The organism is Pseudomonas sp. Q11, from assembly GCF_024494355.1.
Lineage (GTDB): Bacteria > Pseudomonadota > Gammaproteobacteria > Pseudomonadales > Pseudomonadaceae > Aquipseudomonas > Aquipseudomonas hefeiensis.
In genome coordinates, this window is sequence record NZ_JAKNQY010000014.1 from 33,356 (window position 1) to 47,322 (window position 13,967).

General features: G+C 58.9%; 17 protein-coding genes. 7 read left to right on the top strand and 10 right to left on the bottom strand.

The genetic code is table 11. The features are described from left to right. Positions 1-119: 119 nt before the first annotated feature. The 3 genes from MA884_RS15880 to MA884_RS15890 all read left to right on the top strand — a co-directional run bounded on the left by MA884_RS15880 (position 120) and on the right by MA884_RS15890 (position 2,411). Positions 120-581 carry a MarR family winged helix-turn-helix transcriptional regulator gene (locus tag MA884_RS15880; RefSeq protein WP_256231406.1) on the top strand — a complete coding sequence of 154 codons (462 nt, stop codon included), beginning with the start codon at positions 120-122 and terminating at the stop codon, positions 579-581. Positions 582-942: 361 nt separating this feature from the next. Next, positions 943-1,362, top strand: a complete 420-nt coding sequence (locus MA884_RS15885) for an organic hydroperoxide resistance protein (protein ID WP_256231407.1) — start codon at positions 943-945, stop codon at positions 1,360-1,362. 35 nt (positions 1,363-1,397) lie between these two features. Beyond that, positions 1,398-2,411, top strand: coding sequence for an alpha/beta hydrolase (locus MA884_RS15890; protein WP_256231408.1), 1,014 nt, complete (start codon positions 1,398-1,400; stop codon positions 2,409-2,411). Positions 2,412-2,618: 207 nt separating this feature from the next. Here the strand turns inward: MA884_RS15890 and MA884_RS15895 are convergent, their stop codons facing one another. Continuing rightward, positions 2,619-3,188, bottom strand: coding sequence for an elongation factor P (locus MA884_RS15895; RefSeq protein ID WP_003199385.1), 570 nt, complete (start codon positions 3,186-3,188; stop codon positions 2,619-2,621). A 48-nt stretch (positions 3,189-3,236) separates the two neighbouring features. Then, the gene (gene earP / locus MA884_RS15900; RefSeq protein ID WP_256231409.1) at positions 3,237-4,370 is read right to left on the bottom strand and encodes an elongation factor P maturation arginine rhamnosyltransferase EarP; all 1,134 of its coding nucleotides are present in this window, start codon (positions 4,368-4,370) and stop codon (positions 3,237-3,239) included. A 124-nt stretch (positions 4,371-4,494) separates the two neighbouring features. Here earP and MA884_RS15905 point away from each other — a divergent pair, with 124 nt between their 5' ends. Continuing rightward, positions 4,495-4,881, top strand: a complete 387-nt coding sequence (locus tag MA884_RS15905) for a hypothetical protein (protein WP_256231410.1) — start codon at positions 4,495-4,497, stop codon at positions 4,879-4,881. A 2-nt stretch (positions 4,882-4,883) separates the two neighbouring features. Next, positions 4,884-5,366 (top strand): GreA/GreB family elongation factor, encoded by a 483-nt coding sequence (locus MA884_RS15910; RefSeq protein ID WP_256231411.1) that lies wholly within the window; start codon positions 4,884-4,886, stop codon positions 5,364-5,366. 10 nt (positions 5,367-5,376) lie between these two features. On the opposite strand, the gene cysB is transcribed toward MA884_RS15910, so the two are convergent. The 4 genes from cysB to MA884_RS15930 all read right to left on the bottom strand — a co-directional run bounded on the left by cysB (position 5,377) and on the right by MA884_RS15930 (position 8,938). Then, positions 5,377-6,351: an HTH-type transcriptional regulator CysB gene (gene cysB / locus MA884_RS15915; protein ID WP_018603112.1), complete on the bottom strand. Its 975-nt coding sequence runs from the start codon at positions 6,349-6,351 to the stop codon at positions 5,377-5,379. 111 nt (positions 6,352-6,462) lie between these two features. Further along, positions 6,463-6,963 (bottom strand): universal stress protein, encoded by a 501-nt coding sequence (locus MA884_RS15920; protein WP_256231412.1) that lies wholly within the window; start codon positions 6,961-6,963, stop codon positions 6,463-6,465. A 95-nt stretch (positions 6,964-7,058) separates the two neighbouring features. Further along, positions 7,059-7,964, bottom strand: coding sequence for a 5'-nucleotidase (locus MA884_RS15925; protein WP_256231413.1), 906 nt, complete (start codon positions 7,962-7,964; stop codon positions 7,059-7,061). A gap of 20 nt (positions 7,965-7,984) precedes the next feature. Then, the gene (locus MA884_RS15930; RefSeq protein ID WP_256231502.1) at positions 7,985-8,938 is read right to left on the bottom strand and encodes a putative 2-dehydropantoate 2-reductase; all 954 of its coding nucleotides are present in this window, start codon (positions 8,936-8,938) and stop codon (positions 7,985-7,987) included. Between the two features lie 317 nt (positions 8,939-9,255). On the opposite strand from MA884_RS15930, the gene MA884_RS15935 reads away from it, so the two are divergent. Next, the gene (locus tag MA884_RS15935) at positions 9,256-10,332 is read left to right on the top strand and encodes a 3-deoxy-7-phosphoheptulonate synthase (protein WP_256231414.1); all 1,077 of its coding nucleotides are present in this window, start codon (positions 9,256-9,258) and stop codon (positions 10,330-10,332) included. A 163-nt stretch (positions 10,333-10,495) separates the two neighbouring features. Here the strand turns inward: MA884_RS15935 and MA884_RS15940 are convergent, their stop codons facing one another. Further along, complete coding sequence (locus MA884_RS15940) at positions 10,496-10,777, bottom strand: GNAT family N-acetyltransferase (RefSeq protein ID WP_047226353.1); 282 nt, start codon at positions 10,775-10,777, stop codon at positions 10,496-10,498. Between the two features lie 634 nt (positions 10,778-11,411). Between MA884_RS15940 and oprI the strand changes: the two genes are divergently transcribed. Next, positions 11,412-11,663 carry an outer membrane lipoprotei OprI gene (oprI, locus tag MA884_RS15945; protein WP_256231415.1) on the top strand — a complete coding sequence of 84 codons (252 nt, stop codon included), beginning with the start codon at positions 11,412-11,414 and terminating at the stop codon, positions 11,661-11,663. Between the two features lie 126 nt (positions 11,664-11,789). Here the strand turns inward: oprI and MA884_RS15950 are convergent, their stop codons facing one another. The 3 genes from MA884_RS15950 to MA884_RS15960 all read right to left on the bottom strand — a co-directional run bounded on the left by MA884_RS15950 (position 11,790) and on the right by MA884_RS15960 (position 13,960). Continuing rightward, a complete protein-coding gene (locus MA884_RS15950; protein WP_256231416.1) occupies positions 11,790-12,761 on the bottom strand; it encodes a L,D-transpeptidase family protein in 972 nt (323 codons plus the stop codon). A 243-nt stretch (positions 12,762-13,004) separates the two neighbouring features. Continuing rightward, a complete protein-coding gene (locus tag MA884_RS15955) occupies positions 13,005-13,298 on the bottom strand; it encodes a hypothetical protein (RefSeq protein ID WP_047226351.1) in 294 nt (97 codons plus the stop codon). A gap of 56 nt (positions 13,299-13,354) precedes the next feature. Beyond that, positions 13,355-13,960, bottom strand: a complete 606-nt coding sequence (locus MA884_RS15960) for an arylesterase (protein ID WP_256231417.1) — start codon at positions 13,958-13,960, stop codon at positions 13,355-13,357. Positions 13,961-13,967 lie beyond the last annotated feature (7 nt).

The following is a 13,967-nucleotide window of genomic DNA, read 5'->3' on the forward strand; positions in this document are numbered from 1 at the left end:
TATCCTACGCAGTCGGCGCCTACGGGGGAACGCAACATCTGATCAGCACGTTAGAATTATCTGGCGCATTAAAGGTTCGCCCGCTAGATTCGTAACGATCATTGAATGAAGGTTCTGCCATGAGTACCCAGCGCGACACCCCCGAACCCTGCGAAGCCCTGTTGCTCGACAATCAGGTGTGCTTCGCCCTGCACTCCACGTCGCTGCTGATGACCAAAGTCTACAAGCCGCTGCTGCAAGCCCTGGGCCTGACGTATCCGCAGTACCTGGCGATGATGGTGTTGTGGGAAAAGGACGGCCTGACTGTCGGTGAAATCAGCAACCGCTTGCTCACCGATCCGGGTTCACTGACCCCATTGCTCAAGCGCCTGGAGGCCGAGGGTTTACTGAGCCGCACCCGCAGCCGTGAAGATGAACGGGTGGTCATCGTAGAGCTCACCGAGCAAGGCCGTGCCTTGCGGGAAAAGGCTCTCGACATTCCCCAGTGCATTCTCGGCGCCAGTGGCCAGACCCTGGAGCAGTTGAAGAAACTGCAGCTTGACCTGCAAGAGCTGCGCGGGCATTTGCAAGACAGCCTCTGAAACACAGCCTGTCCAGCAGCACCGTCAACTGCCCCAACGCTATCGCGAGCAGGCTCGCTCCCACAACGATCTGTGTTGGACACAAAAAGTGCGTCCACCAAAGATCAAAATGTGGGAGCGAGCCTGCTCGCGATGGCGACAGTCCGATCACCTCCTGACCCCTTCGTCCCTCCCGGGAAAAATTTTAATCTGATGAAAACGCTCTAGCTCAAGGGATCCACGCCGTTTTAGCGGGTGAAACTCCATGCACTTCGAAAATTTATATTGCGCGCAAAATATTAGCGCTATACATTTGCCTCACACCTACTTAGCGCGCAAATATTTAGCGCTTCAACAACAACTCAGAAGCGAGGCTCTCACCATGCAAACTCTCTACACCGCAATCGCAACTTCCACCGGCGGCCGTGATGGTCGGGCAATCTCCAGCGACAACATCCTCGACGTCAAACTCGCCACCCCCAAAGAACTCGGCGGCGCAGGCGGCGCGGCAACCAACCCGGAACAGCTGTTCGCCGCCGGGTACTCGGCCTGCTTCATCGGCGCCTTGAAATTCGTCGCAAGCCAAAGCAAGCGCAAAATTGCGGACGACGCCTCGATCACCGCCCATGTCGGCATCGGCCAGATTCCCGGTGGTTTCGGCCTCGACATCGACCTGCACATCAGCTTGCCCGGTCTGGACCAGGCCGATGCACAGAGCTTGGTGGAAGCAGCTCACCAGGTCTGCCCGTACTCCAACGCCACCCGCGGCAACGTCGATGTGCGCCTGCACGTCACCGTTTAACCAACCTCTTACGGCCTGTATTTAAGGAGATGCACATGAACACCTTCAGCAAAGCCTTGACCGGCACCCTTCTGGCACTGAGCGTCGGCAACGCTTTGGCCGACGGCATCGTCGAACACAACACCCAGGCGTTTCTCGATGCGCTGAATGCCGGCACCGGCAAGCCATTGGAACAACTGTCGCCCAAGGACGCCCGCGCGGTACTGGTCGGCGCCCAGGCAGGGGTGAAACTGAGCTTGCCCAAGGCCGACGTCAGCGAGAAGACCATTGAGGTCGATGGCCAGCCAATCAGCCTGACCATCGTCCGGCCGGCCGGGGTCAAGGGTGAGTTGCCGGTGTTCATGTTCTTCCACGGCGGTGGTTGGGTACTGGGAGATTTCCCAACTCACGAACGGCTGGTTCGGGATCTGGTGGCCGGATCAGGTGCCGTCGCAGTGTTCGTCAACTACACGCCCTCACCCGAAGCGCACTATCCGGTGGCGATCAACCAGGCCTACGCCGCCACAAAATGGGTGGCCGAGAACGGCAAGCAAATCAATGTCGACGGCAAGCGCCTCGCGGTGGCGGGCAACAGCGTTGGCGGTAACATGGCCGCTGTCGTGGCACTGATGGCCAAGGACAAAGGTACCCCGGCGATCAAATTCCAGGCCTTGTTATGGCCGGTGACCGACGCCAGCTTCGAGACCGCATCCTACAACCAGTTCGCCGAAGGACACTTCCTCACCCGCAACATGATGAAGTGGTTTTGGGACAACTACACCACCGATGCCGGGCAACGTAACGAGATTTATGCCTCGCCGCTGCGGGCCACCCCTGCACAACTCAAGGGCCTGCCGCCAGCGCTGGTTCAGACCGCCGAGGCCGATGTGTTGCGCGATGAAGGTGAAGCCTACGCCCGCAAACTGGACGCTGCTGGCGTACCGGTCACGGCCGTTCGCTACAACGGCATGATTCACGATTATGGTTTGCTCAACGTAGTGAGCCAGGTCCCGGCGGTGCGCTCGGCGATTTTGCAGGTGTCTCAAGAACTGAAACAACATCTGAAGTGACTTGTGGCGAAACCCTGTGGGAGCAAGGCTTGCCCGCGATGAACACAGCGTGGTATCTCTGGAACCGGAGCGTCTGAATCGCGAGCAAGCTTTGCTCCCACACAAGCTTCGCCACCCGCTCCCTCTGTTCCCGGTGTCTAAACATGATCCAGCAGAAATAAAAAAGCCCGACTCAATGGTCGGGCTTTTTCATACACAAGACTTCGCTTATTTAGCGCGGCCTTTGTAGGAACCGCCTTCGCGGGTATCGATCTCGATCATGTCGCCGATTTCGATGAAGTCAGCGACCGACAGTTCGGTACCGTTCTTCAGTTTGGCAGGCTTCATGACCTTGCCGGAAGTGTCACCGCGAGCGGAACCTTCGGTGTAGTCAACCTGACGCACGATGGTGGTCGGCAGTTCTACGGATACCAGGCGCTCTTCGAAGAACACCGCTTCGCAGACGTCGGTCATGCCTTCTTCGATGAACGGCAGAACGCTTTCGATGTCTTCGGCGTTCAGCTCGTACATGGTGTAGTCAGTGGTGTCCATGAACGTGTAGGTGTCACCGCTGATGAAGGACAGGGTCGCTTCTTTGCGATCGAGGATCACATCGTCCAGTTTGTCATCGGCGCTGTAGACGATCTCGGTCTTGTAACCGGTCAGCAGGTTCTTCAGCTTGGTCTTCATGATCGCGCTGTTACGACCCGACTTGGTGAACTCAGCTTTCTGAACCAGCCAAGGATCGTTTTCGAGACGGATCACGGTCCCGGGTTTCAGTTCTTTACCAGTTTTCATTGCGAATATCCGAATTTGGATGGGATTTACAAAAATCTAGGCCGCGTATCATAGCCAATTTACATAAAACTTCACCAGCGCTGCGGCAAGATCGGGTCGCGAGGCCTGTTCCAGACACCATGCCTGGGCATGCTCGAGCAGTTCCTGTTGCTGTTGTTCGACCATTTTCCAGTGTTCGGCCATGCCCTGGCCAGCATTCCAGGATCGCCAGAGACCGCTGATCGCTGTTTGTGCCGGCTCCGAAAGACCGTGGGTGTACAGCCGGAGAAATGCCTCGAGTTTTTCCAGGTGGACGTCTTCTTCCTGCTGGTAGATATGCCAGAGCAGCGGTCGACCGGCCCATTGGGCGCGCACAAAGGAGTCCTCACCCCGCACGGCATTGAAATCGCAGCACCATAAGAGTTGATCATATTGATCCTGCCGGACGAACGGCAGCACCTGCACCGTCAGGGCGCCACGTTGATGTACCGCACCGGCCTTCAGGCCATCGATGCCAAGCCAGCGCTGGACATCGCCGAGCACCCGCCCTTCGGGAATCAACACATGATAGGCGTGGGGATCGGCCACCATGGCATCGAACCAACTGGCAAGCCCGGCGTTTTCGTAGGCAAACAGCGAGATCAGACGCGAGCCCGGCGTCCGATGGACTCCCAACGCCTCCAGAAAAATCCGTTGCGCCTGGGCATCCTGCTGAAACTGCCGACGCTGCTCCAGAAGGCCGGCTTCACGCAGCAGCCCCCCCGTTCCCTCCCGAAAGCCCGGAAAAAAGAAATACTTCTGCACGTGCTTGTATTTGACCGAGGGTAATCCGTGGCACCCGATGACCCAATCCTCCGCACTCAGGTAATCGAGGTTCATCCACAACGGCGTGGTCTGACGCTCGGCCATCGCGTCCATGTAGGCGCTCGGCAACTGGCAGGCAAACGCGGCGATCACCACATCGGCGGCTTCGGTGGACGGCCAGTGCTCAGGCCAATGGCACACTTGCACACCCTGTTGCCATTGCTCGCAAAGCGTAATGTCGATTTGCGGACACAATCGTTCGAAGGCTCGCAGGTCATCGACCCATAACCGCACCGCACATTGATGCTCGGCCACCAATTGCCGAGCCAGGCGCCAAGTGACGCCGATGTCGCCAAAGTTATCGACGACGGTGCAAAAAATATCCCAGCGCACGGTCATTCCCGACTCCCTGTGGCAAAGGCCCGATTGTCCCGCATTAAACCGATGATGCAGAAGAGCCGACGGCGATTAATCTTCATGCGACAATCGCCGCCTATCACGTGTCCATTGCCAGGAAGCAGCCATGTCCGATCACCCGCCAGCGCCACGCCTTACCGCCTTGCAATTGACCGTCAGCATTGCCCTGGGCCTGTGGCTGGGATTCCTCGCCATCGTGTTGACTGGTTGGCTGCTGTCCAGATTCCTGCTCAACGAACAACTGGCGCCAGTGGCCGCGGCCGTGCAGCAACTGAGGCAACCGCCGGCGGTGCAACCGGCCCCGGAACCGCCAACCCCCATGTTCGAGCAATACCAGCAAAATCTGCAACGCAACGAACAACGACAGGCCCTGGATCAAGCTCGCAGCGATCCTCGCAATCTGTCCAATCCCAAGTGTCAGTTCTGGCTGCAACAGGACCAGAATGCGCCCAGTGAAAAGAGCCGCGCCAACGTTCTGCAATTTTGCGATTGATCATGAACAAACAGATCGTCCACCAACTGATTCTCGACAAACTCAGGATTGACCTCGGGATCGCCGAGCGCGCCGCGCAGACGGCCTACGAAACCGCGACCCACGAGGAAAACATCGCCGAGAACAAATACGACACCCTGGGCCTTGAAGCGTCTTACCTCGCCGCCGGGCAGGCCAGGCGTGTTGAAGAAATCCGCCAGGCCCTCGCTCTCTGCCAGAACCTGATACTAAGGCCCTACGACGAACAGCGCGGCATACAGATTGGCACGTTGATCGGACTGGCGGATGAGGATGACCGTCAGCAATGGCTGTTTTTGGGGCCGGATGCAGCGGGGTTGAAAGTGTCGTTGGTGGGGCAACCGATCACCGTCATCACCCCTCGCTCGCCGCTGGGACGAAGCCTGCTGGGCAAATTCGAAGGGGATGAAGTGGAGATCGTCGTCGCGGGCGCCCGGCAACAGTTCACTGTCACCGAGGCGATCTAGCGCTCACTGCTCAGTGCACCGGTAATTCCACACCGTCGAACAGCTCTTCGAGTTCCTGCTTGTTGTGGCACTGGATGGCCTTGGCCATGACTTCCCGGGTCAGGTGGGGCGCGAACTTTTCGATGAAGTCGCACATGAAACCACGCAGGAAGGTACCGCGCCGGAAACCGATCTTGGTCACGCTGGACTCGAACAACTCACTGGCATCCAGCACCACCAGGTCGCCGTCCAGCTTGGTGTCGACGGCCATTTTCGCCACGATGCCCACGCCCAGGCCAAGGCGCACATAGGTCTTGATGACGTCGGCGTCGGCGGCGGTGAACACCACTTTCGGGGTCAGGCCGCGATGGCTGAAGGCTTCGTCGAGTTTCGAACGACCGGTGAAACCGAACACATAAGTCACGATGGGGTATTCGGCCAGGGCCTCGAGGGTCAACTTTGGCAGTTTGGTCAGCGGATGGCCCTGGGGCACGACCACGCAGCGGTTCCAGCGATAGCAGGGCATCATCACCAGGTCACCGAACAATTCCAGGGCCTCGGTGGCGATGGCGAAATCCACGGTGCCATCAGCCGCCATTTCAGCGATCTGCATCGGCGAGCCCTGGTGCATATGCAGGGCTACGTCCGGGTATTGCTTGATGAAGTTGCTGATTACCGGCGGCAACGCATAACGGGCCTGGGTGTGGGTGGTGGCAATCGACAGAGTGCCTTTTTTCTCGTTGGAAAACTCCTGGGCAATCTGCTTGATGCTTTCGACCTTGCGCAGGATCTCCCCGGCCGTGGTGATGATGCGCTCACCGGCCGGGGTCACGCGGGTCAGGTGCTTGCCGCTGCGGGCGAAAACTTCGACCCCCAGCTCATCCTCCAACAGGCGGATCTGCTTGCTGATGCCGGGTTGCGACGTATAGAGGCTTTGGGCAGTAGCGGAAACGTTGAGGTCGTGGTGCGCCACTTCCCAGATGTAGCGCAGTTGTTGAAGCTTCATATGTATCCCTCAAAGCAGTTGGACGCCACGGGCATCAGCGACGGTATATAACTATATGAATGGCTGTATTAATTAATCTAGAACTTTTTATAAAAAAGCCACTACTTTGCCTCAAGCCTCTCCCTGACGTCGCCGCTGCACCAGCGGCACCAGGTAGACCGGCACCCGGGATAACTGCAATACCCGCGCAGCGGTCCTGCCCAGAGGCGTTTCACCGCTCGCCCCCTGGCAATGACTGCCTACGATCAGCAAATCGACAGAGAGTTTCGCAGCCTGTTCGAGAATGACCTGGGATGGATCGCCCTGAAACACCCTGACCGACTTGATCAGCTTCAAGTCCTGCTGCCCCTCCCCCAGCTCTTCGCGAAAGCTGTCAAGCACCCGTTGCTCAATATTGGCCATCACCGTACTCAGACCTTGGCGATGAAATTCGTTCAGCGCCTGCTCGTCGAGATAGCTTTGTAACACCGACTCCGCGAACAGCCCCATCGGCTCTACCGCATGCACCACATACAACTCGGCTCCAAACGTCCGTGCCAACGCCAAGGCATGCTGCATCACATAAGGGGCGTAAAGTCCCAGGTCTGTGGCGTACAGCATCGAACCAATCATGTGACCTCCTCGCGTGCCAGAATGGCGGAGATGGATTCAGCTTAGCAGCGCCTTGAGGAGTACGACGTTTGCTGTAACGTCCGAACAACGGGCGGTCAGAGCTTCACTTCGTTACTGATGCCGTGGGGCACATGACCGGTGGCGACTACCTCGCGCGCCAGTTCGCAGTGGCCGGTCTGGTCGTCGAAAAAGACGTCGGCGGCGAAGGCTTCGAGAAACGCCGATTTGGTCAGGCCGCCCAGAAACAGCGACTCATCCAGACGAATATCCCATTCGCGCAGCGTACGAATGACACGCTCGTGGGCCGGTGCCGAACGGGCAGTGACCAGCGCCGTGCGAATTGGGCAGGCGTCTTCGGGGAACTCACGTTGCAGTGCATTGAGTGCCGCCAAAAAGCCCTTGAACGGCCCGCCGCGCAGCGGCTCACGGGCCGCCTGCCGCTCGCTGGCCTGGAACGCGGCCAGGCCGCCGCTCTGATAGACACGCTCGGATTCGTCGGAAAACAACACCGCATCACCGTCGAAAGCGATGCGCAGTTCCTCGCTCGCGGCGCGGCTGGCACCGCCCGACAGAATGGTCGCCGCGGCAAACCCGGCGTCCAGGGCACTGCGCACATCCTCAGCGTGGGTAGAGAGAAAAAGATCACAGCCGAACGCCTTCAAATAAGGGTAAGGACTGCGACCGCCGACGAACGCCGCGCGGGAAATCGCCAGACCATAATGATGAATCGAGTTGAACACTCGCAGGCCAGTGTCGGCGCTGTTGCGCGACACCAGAATCACCTCGACCCGCGCACGCCCCAGATGCTCGTTGAGACTCAGCAGCTTTTGCACGAGAGCGAAGGCGTCGCCGGGTTCGAGGACTTCGTCCTCATGTTCAATCTGATATTGCCGGTAGGCCTCGACACCGCCCGACAGATACACCTTGTGACTGTCACTCAGATCGAACAGCGCACGCGATGAAATCGCCAGCACCAGTTTGTCGTCGATGTTGTTTGCCATGTCGCTCCCCTTTCGCCCGATCAGCGGTTTCGGCGGTCTATATATGCCAACGCCTGATACAAGGCTTCAATTTTCGGCAGCTCACAACCGGCCCGTTTCGCCGCCGCCAAGGGTCGGCTGTAAATAGCCTCCAGCTCCAGCGCGCGCTGGTGCGAATAATCGTGATACATACTCGGCCAGTAGTCGGGCATTTTTTCGGTCATCGCAAACAAATATTCGGCGTAGCCCGGCGCAATGTGGTGGCCGCAAGCCTGGGCGCCACGCACCACCTCCCCCATCAAAGCCTGGATCAACCCGCGGCTGTCACTATCGGCCATCAACGGCGTGGTACTGGCATCCAGCAGAACCGAAAGGCCGTTGTACGGCACATTCCACACCAGTTTCTGCCAGCGCGCCTGCTGCAGGTCGGGCATGGCCTGGGAATCCACACCGGCGGTACGGAACAGCCCTGCCCCTTGCTCGACAATCGCCATGCGCTCAGCCTGATCGCGGCAAGGGCCACTGTGGTAACCGATGTTGACCGCACCCAGGGCCTGGTGAGTGATAACGCCGGGGCCGGCGCGATGTACACAGATCAGGCACAGACCGCCCAGCAGGTGCAGTGAATCAGGCAGCAACGGTCGAAGGTCGTCTTCAACATCAAGGCCATTCTGCAGCAACAGGACTTTCGCCCCCTCAGCGGCGGCCTGGATGATGGCCGGGGCCAGATCGGCATTGCTGGTGGTCTTGGCACCGACCAATAACCAGTCGCAGGATGGCATGTCGGCTGCCGAACGATACGCCTGGACCGGGTTGAGCGTCAGCGCGCCGTGAACCGCGCTGTCGACTCGCAAGCCGCCGTCGGCCACCGTCCCGAATTCGCTGCGCAGTAAAAAGTGCACGTCAAAACCGGCGCGAGCCAGCATCACGCCATAGAACCCGCCGATCGCACCGGTGCCGATCATCCCGACCCGCGGTTTAACGCCTGCCTGCATCATTGCTACTCCTCTGGTAAACAGCCCATGCGCATCATTGCATAGCCTGGCTCTGTAGGAGCTGGCGAAGCCTGCGATCTTTTGATCTTTCGCTCTCGACTCACTCGGCTGTGGAAAGATCGCAGCCTCGCTTCGCTCGACAGCTCCTACGAGTCCAGTGGGAGCAAGCGCCCTTGCCACAATTAAACCCGTGCCTGCCCATTGTCGAGCAACCTCGTAACGCGCTAAGGTTCGGCTCCCCGACGCGCTTAAATCCGCTGTGCACCGCCGCGCGGGGATCGCTGGCGGCCGGCACCCGTGACCTGACGAGTAACACGATGGCTGATTTACCGATCAATGACCTAAACGTCGCCTCCAACGAGACCCTCATCACGCCTGACCAGCTCAAGCGCGATATCCCCTTGAGCAACGCTGCACTGCGCACCGTGACCAAGGGCCGGGAAGTCATTCGCAACATTCTCGACGGCACCGACCATCGCCTGTTCGTGGTCATCGGGCCCTGCTCGATCCATGACCTCAAGGCCGCCCACGAATATGCCGAACGCCTGAAAGTGCTGGCGGCGGAAGTCAGCGATACCTTGTACCTGGTGATGCGCGTGTATTTCGAGAAGCCTCGGACTACCGTCGGCTGGAAAGGCCTGATCAACGACCCGTACCTGGACGACTCCTTCAAGATCCAGGACGGCCTGCACATCGGTCGCCAGTTGCTGCTGGACCTGGCCGAAATGGGCCTGCCCACCGCTACCGAAGCCCTGGACCCGATCTCCCCGCAGTACTTGCAGGACCTGATCAGCTGGTCGGCCATCGGTGCACGGACCACCGAATCCCAGACTCACCGTGAAATGGCTTCGGGCCTGTCCTCGGCCGTGGGTTTCAAGAATGGCACCGACGGTGGCCTCACCGTGGCCATCAACGCCCTGCAATCGGTTTCCAGCCCTCACCGCTTCCTGGGCATCAACCAGGAAGGTGGCGTATCGATCGTCACCACCAAGGGCAACGCCTATGGTCACGTGGTGTTGCGCGGTGGCAACGGCAAACCGAACTACGATTCGGTCAGCGTCGCGCTGTGTGAACAGGCGCTGAACAAGGCCAAGATCAAGCCGAACATCATGGTCGACTGCAGTCACGCCAACTCCAACAAGGATCCGGCGCTGCAACCACTGGTGATGGAAAATGTGGCCAACCAGATCCTGGAAGGCAACCAGTCGATCATCGGCCTGATGGTCGAAAGCCATCTGAACTGGGGCTGCCAGGCGATCCCCAAGGATCTGGCGGACTTGCAGTACGGCGTGTCCATCACCGATGCCTGTATCGACTGGAGCGCGACCGAGAACACCCTGCGCAGCATGCACGCCAAGCTCAAGGATGTGTTGCCTGGACGTCAGCGCGGGTAGAAAAGATCGCAGCCTCGTTGCACTCGACAGCTCCTACCAGTTCCTACCAGCTCCTACACCGGCTATGCGTAGGCGCTGGTGAAGCCTGCGATCTTTGCTCTCCTCAAGGCATAAAAAAACGCCGGGCTTTTCAGCCCGGCGTTTTTTTATGGTATCCGTTGAATCAGAGCTTGGCCGCGTGGCGCTGGTGACGCTCCATGTAGCGCTCCACGTAGGAGCATGACGGGATCACCGTGTAACCCATTTCGTCGGCGTATTGCAGTGCCCTTTCAGTCAATGCCGCCGCAATGCCGCGGCCGCGCAAGGCGTTGGGCACGAAGGTGCGATAGATATCCAGGGTCTGTTTGCCCAGATCCATATAAGTCAGATAGGCACGATGACCGTCCACATTGGTCTCGAACTGATGACCAGCCTGGTCATGGTGGATGGACAACGCCTCGCTCATCACTACTCCTCGCGGGTCTGAATGCTGACCCCTACCTTACCGATGTTTTTCCGGCGAAGGAACATCTACGCCACCCCGTGCCTGTCTGGTCACCGAGCGCCAACACCCACCGCTCAACCCCGAGCACGTCGTGAATAGTAGGCACCAATGACGCAAATGCTCAAGGCACGCCCGTCAATGAGGGTAAAACCCGATCGGGTTTATCGATTGAGCGCCACCCGTCACGCGCTAGTCGGCCAAGGCGCAATAGCTGAACATCGCCAGTTGTTGAGTCGTGAGACGAGCGCCGGTTATTAAAGTCACCGCCAACACCAATAAAGATACCCAACCCACTGAGCAAAAAACGCTCAAAAGTTTAGGCGAATCAATAAACAACGACGTTAACGGGGTTGAAGAAAAGTTCTCTCTGGACGGAACTTTTGCTCAATGACGCGCTCAAGCGAGGAGCCTGAGGCTGCATATTTTTTAAACAACACCCCAAAAAGTTGCTCGAAAAAGAATCACCGCCTACAATTTTTTTGCTTCTTGCGCTACGTCAGTTTACTTACTACAAGTAATGGGTAGTATGTACGCCGGCTAACTCCTCACTGTGAGGAGACAGTCATTTAATAGAAAGTCCTTGAAGGGGAACACGATGAACAACGTTCTGAAATTCTCTGCTCTGGCCCTGGCCGCAGTTCTGGCTACCGGTTGCAGCAGCGCATCGAAAGAAACCGAAGCACGTCTGACTGCTACCGAAGACTCAGCAGCTCGCGCCCAAGCTCGTGCAGACGAAGCTTACCGTAAAGCTGATGAAGCTCTGGCTGCTGCTCAAAAAGCACAACAGACTGCTGACGAAGCTAACGAGCGTGCTCTGCGCATGCTGGAAAAAGCTAGCCGCAAGTAATAGTCCTCCGGGATTGTTATCGAGCCGACCCATTTTTTGGGTCGGCTTTTTTATTGCCCGACGTTTCCCCAGACGATAAAAAACCCGCCGACATCGCGAAACGCCGGCGGGTCTCTATGGCAGGTTTTACTGTTGCAGATCGATCGGCGCGCTCGAGACCATGGGTGCCGAAGTATTCGGAACGGCGATCTCGACCGGCAGGCCGTCTTCGGCAGCCACCACGTCACGCACCACATCCCAGTCCATACGCAGGTTGCTGGTGATGTCCTCACGCTTGAGCATCGTGTTGATCACCGCGGTGTGCTTGTCCACTACCGACGGGTTGCCGTTGTCGTCCAGCGGTGTATGGGCCTCCAGATAAACCTTCCCGCCGCTCACACCCAGCTTGTAGGGATCGCTGATGATCCGTACCGAGGTGCCCACCGGCACCATGTCGGCCATCTGCAGCACGTTGTTGTTGAACATCCGGAAACAACCGTGGCTGGTGCGCATGCCGATGCCGAACTTCTTGTTCGAACCATGGATCAGGTAACCCGGAGTGCCCAGGGTGAACTTGAACGGACCCAAGGGGTTATCGGGACCGGCCGGCACCACGTTCGGCAGCGGATCGCCGTCGGCGGCATGCTCGGCCTTGATCGAGGCCGGCGGGGTCCAGGTCGGGTTCGGTGTCTTGGCAATGATGCTGGTGTGGGCGATCGGCGATCCCCAACCTTCACGACCAATCCCCAGCGGGAAGGTGTAGACCACGTTCCGGCCCTTGGGGAAGTAATAGAGGCGGTACTCGGCGAGGTTGATCACGATGCCCTCGCGCGGGCCAGGCGGCAGGATGAAACGGGTCGGCAGCACGATCTCGGTGCCCGCGCCCGGCAACCAGGGATCGACGCCCGGGTTGGCAGCGACCATCTCGGTGTAGCCCAGGTCGTAGGTAGTGCCCAGGTCGGCGAAGGTGTCTTCGTATTTGGCCTTGATGACCTGCACCTGGCCGACAATGTCTTCGCCTGGCGGAGGCAAAGGCAGCTCCAGAGCGGCAACGGGACCAGCCATGCACAGGGCGGCAAGAGATAGGCAGCGGGTGACGGCAGGCAAGCGCAGCAACATCCGGGAAATCCTTTGCAGGTCGAACAGAGGGTATGAAGACTGTGATTGTACACCGCCCCCCGTTATTTCGGGGAGAGAGGCAATGAGGTGTCCGATGCGTAGCATTTCCAGAGACCGAAATAGAACCCTGTGGGAGCGAGCCTGCTCGCGATAGCGGTGGGCCTGCTTGCATTAATATTGAATGTGGCGCCGCCATCGCGAGCAGGCTCGCTCCCACAAGGGACATACCGGGAATCAGGGGGATTACAACTCGAACCGCAGTTCCGGCCAGATCGGCGAGGTGCCGCGCTTCTGGGACTCCAGGATCGCTCGGCACAATGAACACAGGCGATGATCCTGGAATATCTTGCGATCAACGGCCGACCAGCGCGGCTGGGCTGGCAGCAGGCTGCCGCACAGGGTCCGGTCGGCCGAGCCACCGAGTTCCAGTTGCCGGGTCACCAGATGCACCCGCACTTCCTGGCAGGCGAACAGGTCCAGCTGTTCGTCAGGCTCGATCAGTTGGTAGGCAAACAGGGACCAGGCGGGACGCGGCATCGGGGGCTCCAAATCGGGGGCGCCACATTAGCCGAAAGACCGCCTGTAGAAAAGCGTCAAAGCAGCGGTTTTAGCGTCGGCCAGACATTTTCCAGCAACTTGCCCTGGGCCGCGACGGACGGGTGCAAGCCATCGCCCTGCATCATCCCCGGAACACCGCCAACGTCCTGAAGGAAAAACGGCACCAGCGGTACTTTTTTCTCTTCGGCCAGGGTGCTGTAGACCCGGGCGAAGGCATCGGTGTAGCGCCGCCCATAATTGGGCGGCAACTGCATGCCCAGCAGCAGCACCTTGGCACCGCTGGCGCGGGAGCTGTCGATCATCGCTGCAAGGTTTTGTTGCAATTGCGTGGGTGGCTGTCCGCGCAAGCCATCGTTACCCCCCAGCTCCAGGATCACCAGGTCCGGCTTATGGGCTGCAAGCAGCGCCGGCAGCCGCGCCTGGCCGCCTGCACTGGTGTCGCCACTGATAGAAGCATTGACCACTTTGTCGTCGAAACCTTCGGCCTTGAGCCGTTGTTCGAGCAAGGATACCCAACCTTGCCGGGTATCCAGGCCGAAAGCGGCGCTGATACTATCGCCAACGATCAGGACTGTACCCGCCGCTGCGTTCTGGGCCATGCACATCAAGGCCAGGCCGGCACTCAAAAACCACACACGCATCGGATTC

Bases quoted from the DNA above. Each gene is read 5' to 3' on its own strand.
- MA884_RS15880 (WP_256231406.1), top strand. From the start codon at position 120: ATGAGTACCCAGCGCGACACCCCCGAACCCTGCGAAGCCCTGTTGCTC.
- MA884_RS15885 (WP_256231407.1), top strand. From the start codon at position 943: ATGCAAACTCTCTACACCGCAATCGCAACTTCCACCGGCGGCCGTGAT.
- MA884_RS15890 (WP_256231408.1), top strand. From the start codon at position 1,398: ATGAACACCTTCAGCAAAGCCTTGACCGGCACCCTTCTGGCACTGAGC.
- MA884_RS15895 (WP_003199385.1), bottom strand. From the start codon at position 3,188: ATGAAAACTGGTAAAGAACTGAAACCCGGGACCGTGATCCGTCTCGAA.
- earP (WP_256231409.1), bottom strand. From the start codon at position 4,370: ATGACCGTGCGCTGGGATATTTTTTGCACCGTCGTCGATAACTTTGGC.
- MA884_RS15905 (WP_256231410.1), top strand. From the start codon at position 4,495: ATGTCCGATCACCCGCCAGCGCCACGCCTTACCGCCTTGCAATTGACC.
- MA884_RS15910 (WP_256231411.1), top strand. From the start codon at position 4,884: ATGAACAAACAGATCGTCCACCAACTGATTCTCGACAAACTCAGGATT.
- cysB (WP_018603112.1), bottom strand. From the start codon at position 6,351: ATGAAGCTTCAACAACTGCGCTACATCTGGGAAGTGGCGCACCACGAC.
- MA884_RS15920 (WP_256231412.1), bottom strand. From the start codon at position 6,963: ATGATTGGTTCGATGCTGTACGCCACAGACCTGGGACTTTACGCCCCT.
- MA884_RS15925 (WP_256231413.1), bottom strand. From the start codon at position 7,964: ATGGCAAACAACATCGACGACAAACTGGTGCTGGCGATTTCATCGCGT.
- MA884_RS15930 (WP_256231502.1), bottom strand. From the start codon at position 8,938: ATGCAGGCAGGCGTTAAACCGCGGGTCGGGATGATCGGCACCGGTGCG.
- MA884_RS15935 (WP_256231414.1), top strand. From the start codon at position 9,256: ATGGCTGATTTACCGATCAATGACCTAAACGTCGCCTCCAACGAGACC.
- MA884_RS15940 (WP_047226353.1), bottom strand. From the start codon at position 10,777: ATGAGCGAGGCGTTGTCCATCCACCATGACCAGGCTGGTCATCAGTTC.
- oprI (WP_256231415.1), top strand. From the start codon at position 11,412: ATGAACAACGTTCTGAAATTCTCTGCTCTGGCCCTGGCCGCAGTTCTG.
- MA884_RS15950 (WP_256231416.1), bottom strand. From the start codon at position 12,761: ATGTTGCTGCGCTTGCCTGCCGTCACCCGCTGCCTATCTCTTGCCGCC.
- MA884_RS15955 (WP_047226351.1), bottom strand. From the start codon at position 13,298: ATGCCGCGTCCCGCCTGGTCCCTGTTTGCCTACCAACTGATCGAGCCT.
- MA884_RS15960 (WP_256231417.1), bottom strand. From the start codon at position 13,960: ATGCGTGTGTGGTTTTTGAGTGCCGGCCTGGCCTTGATGTGCATGGCC.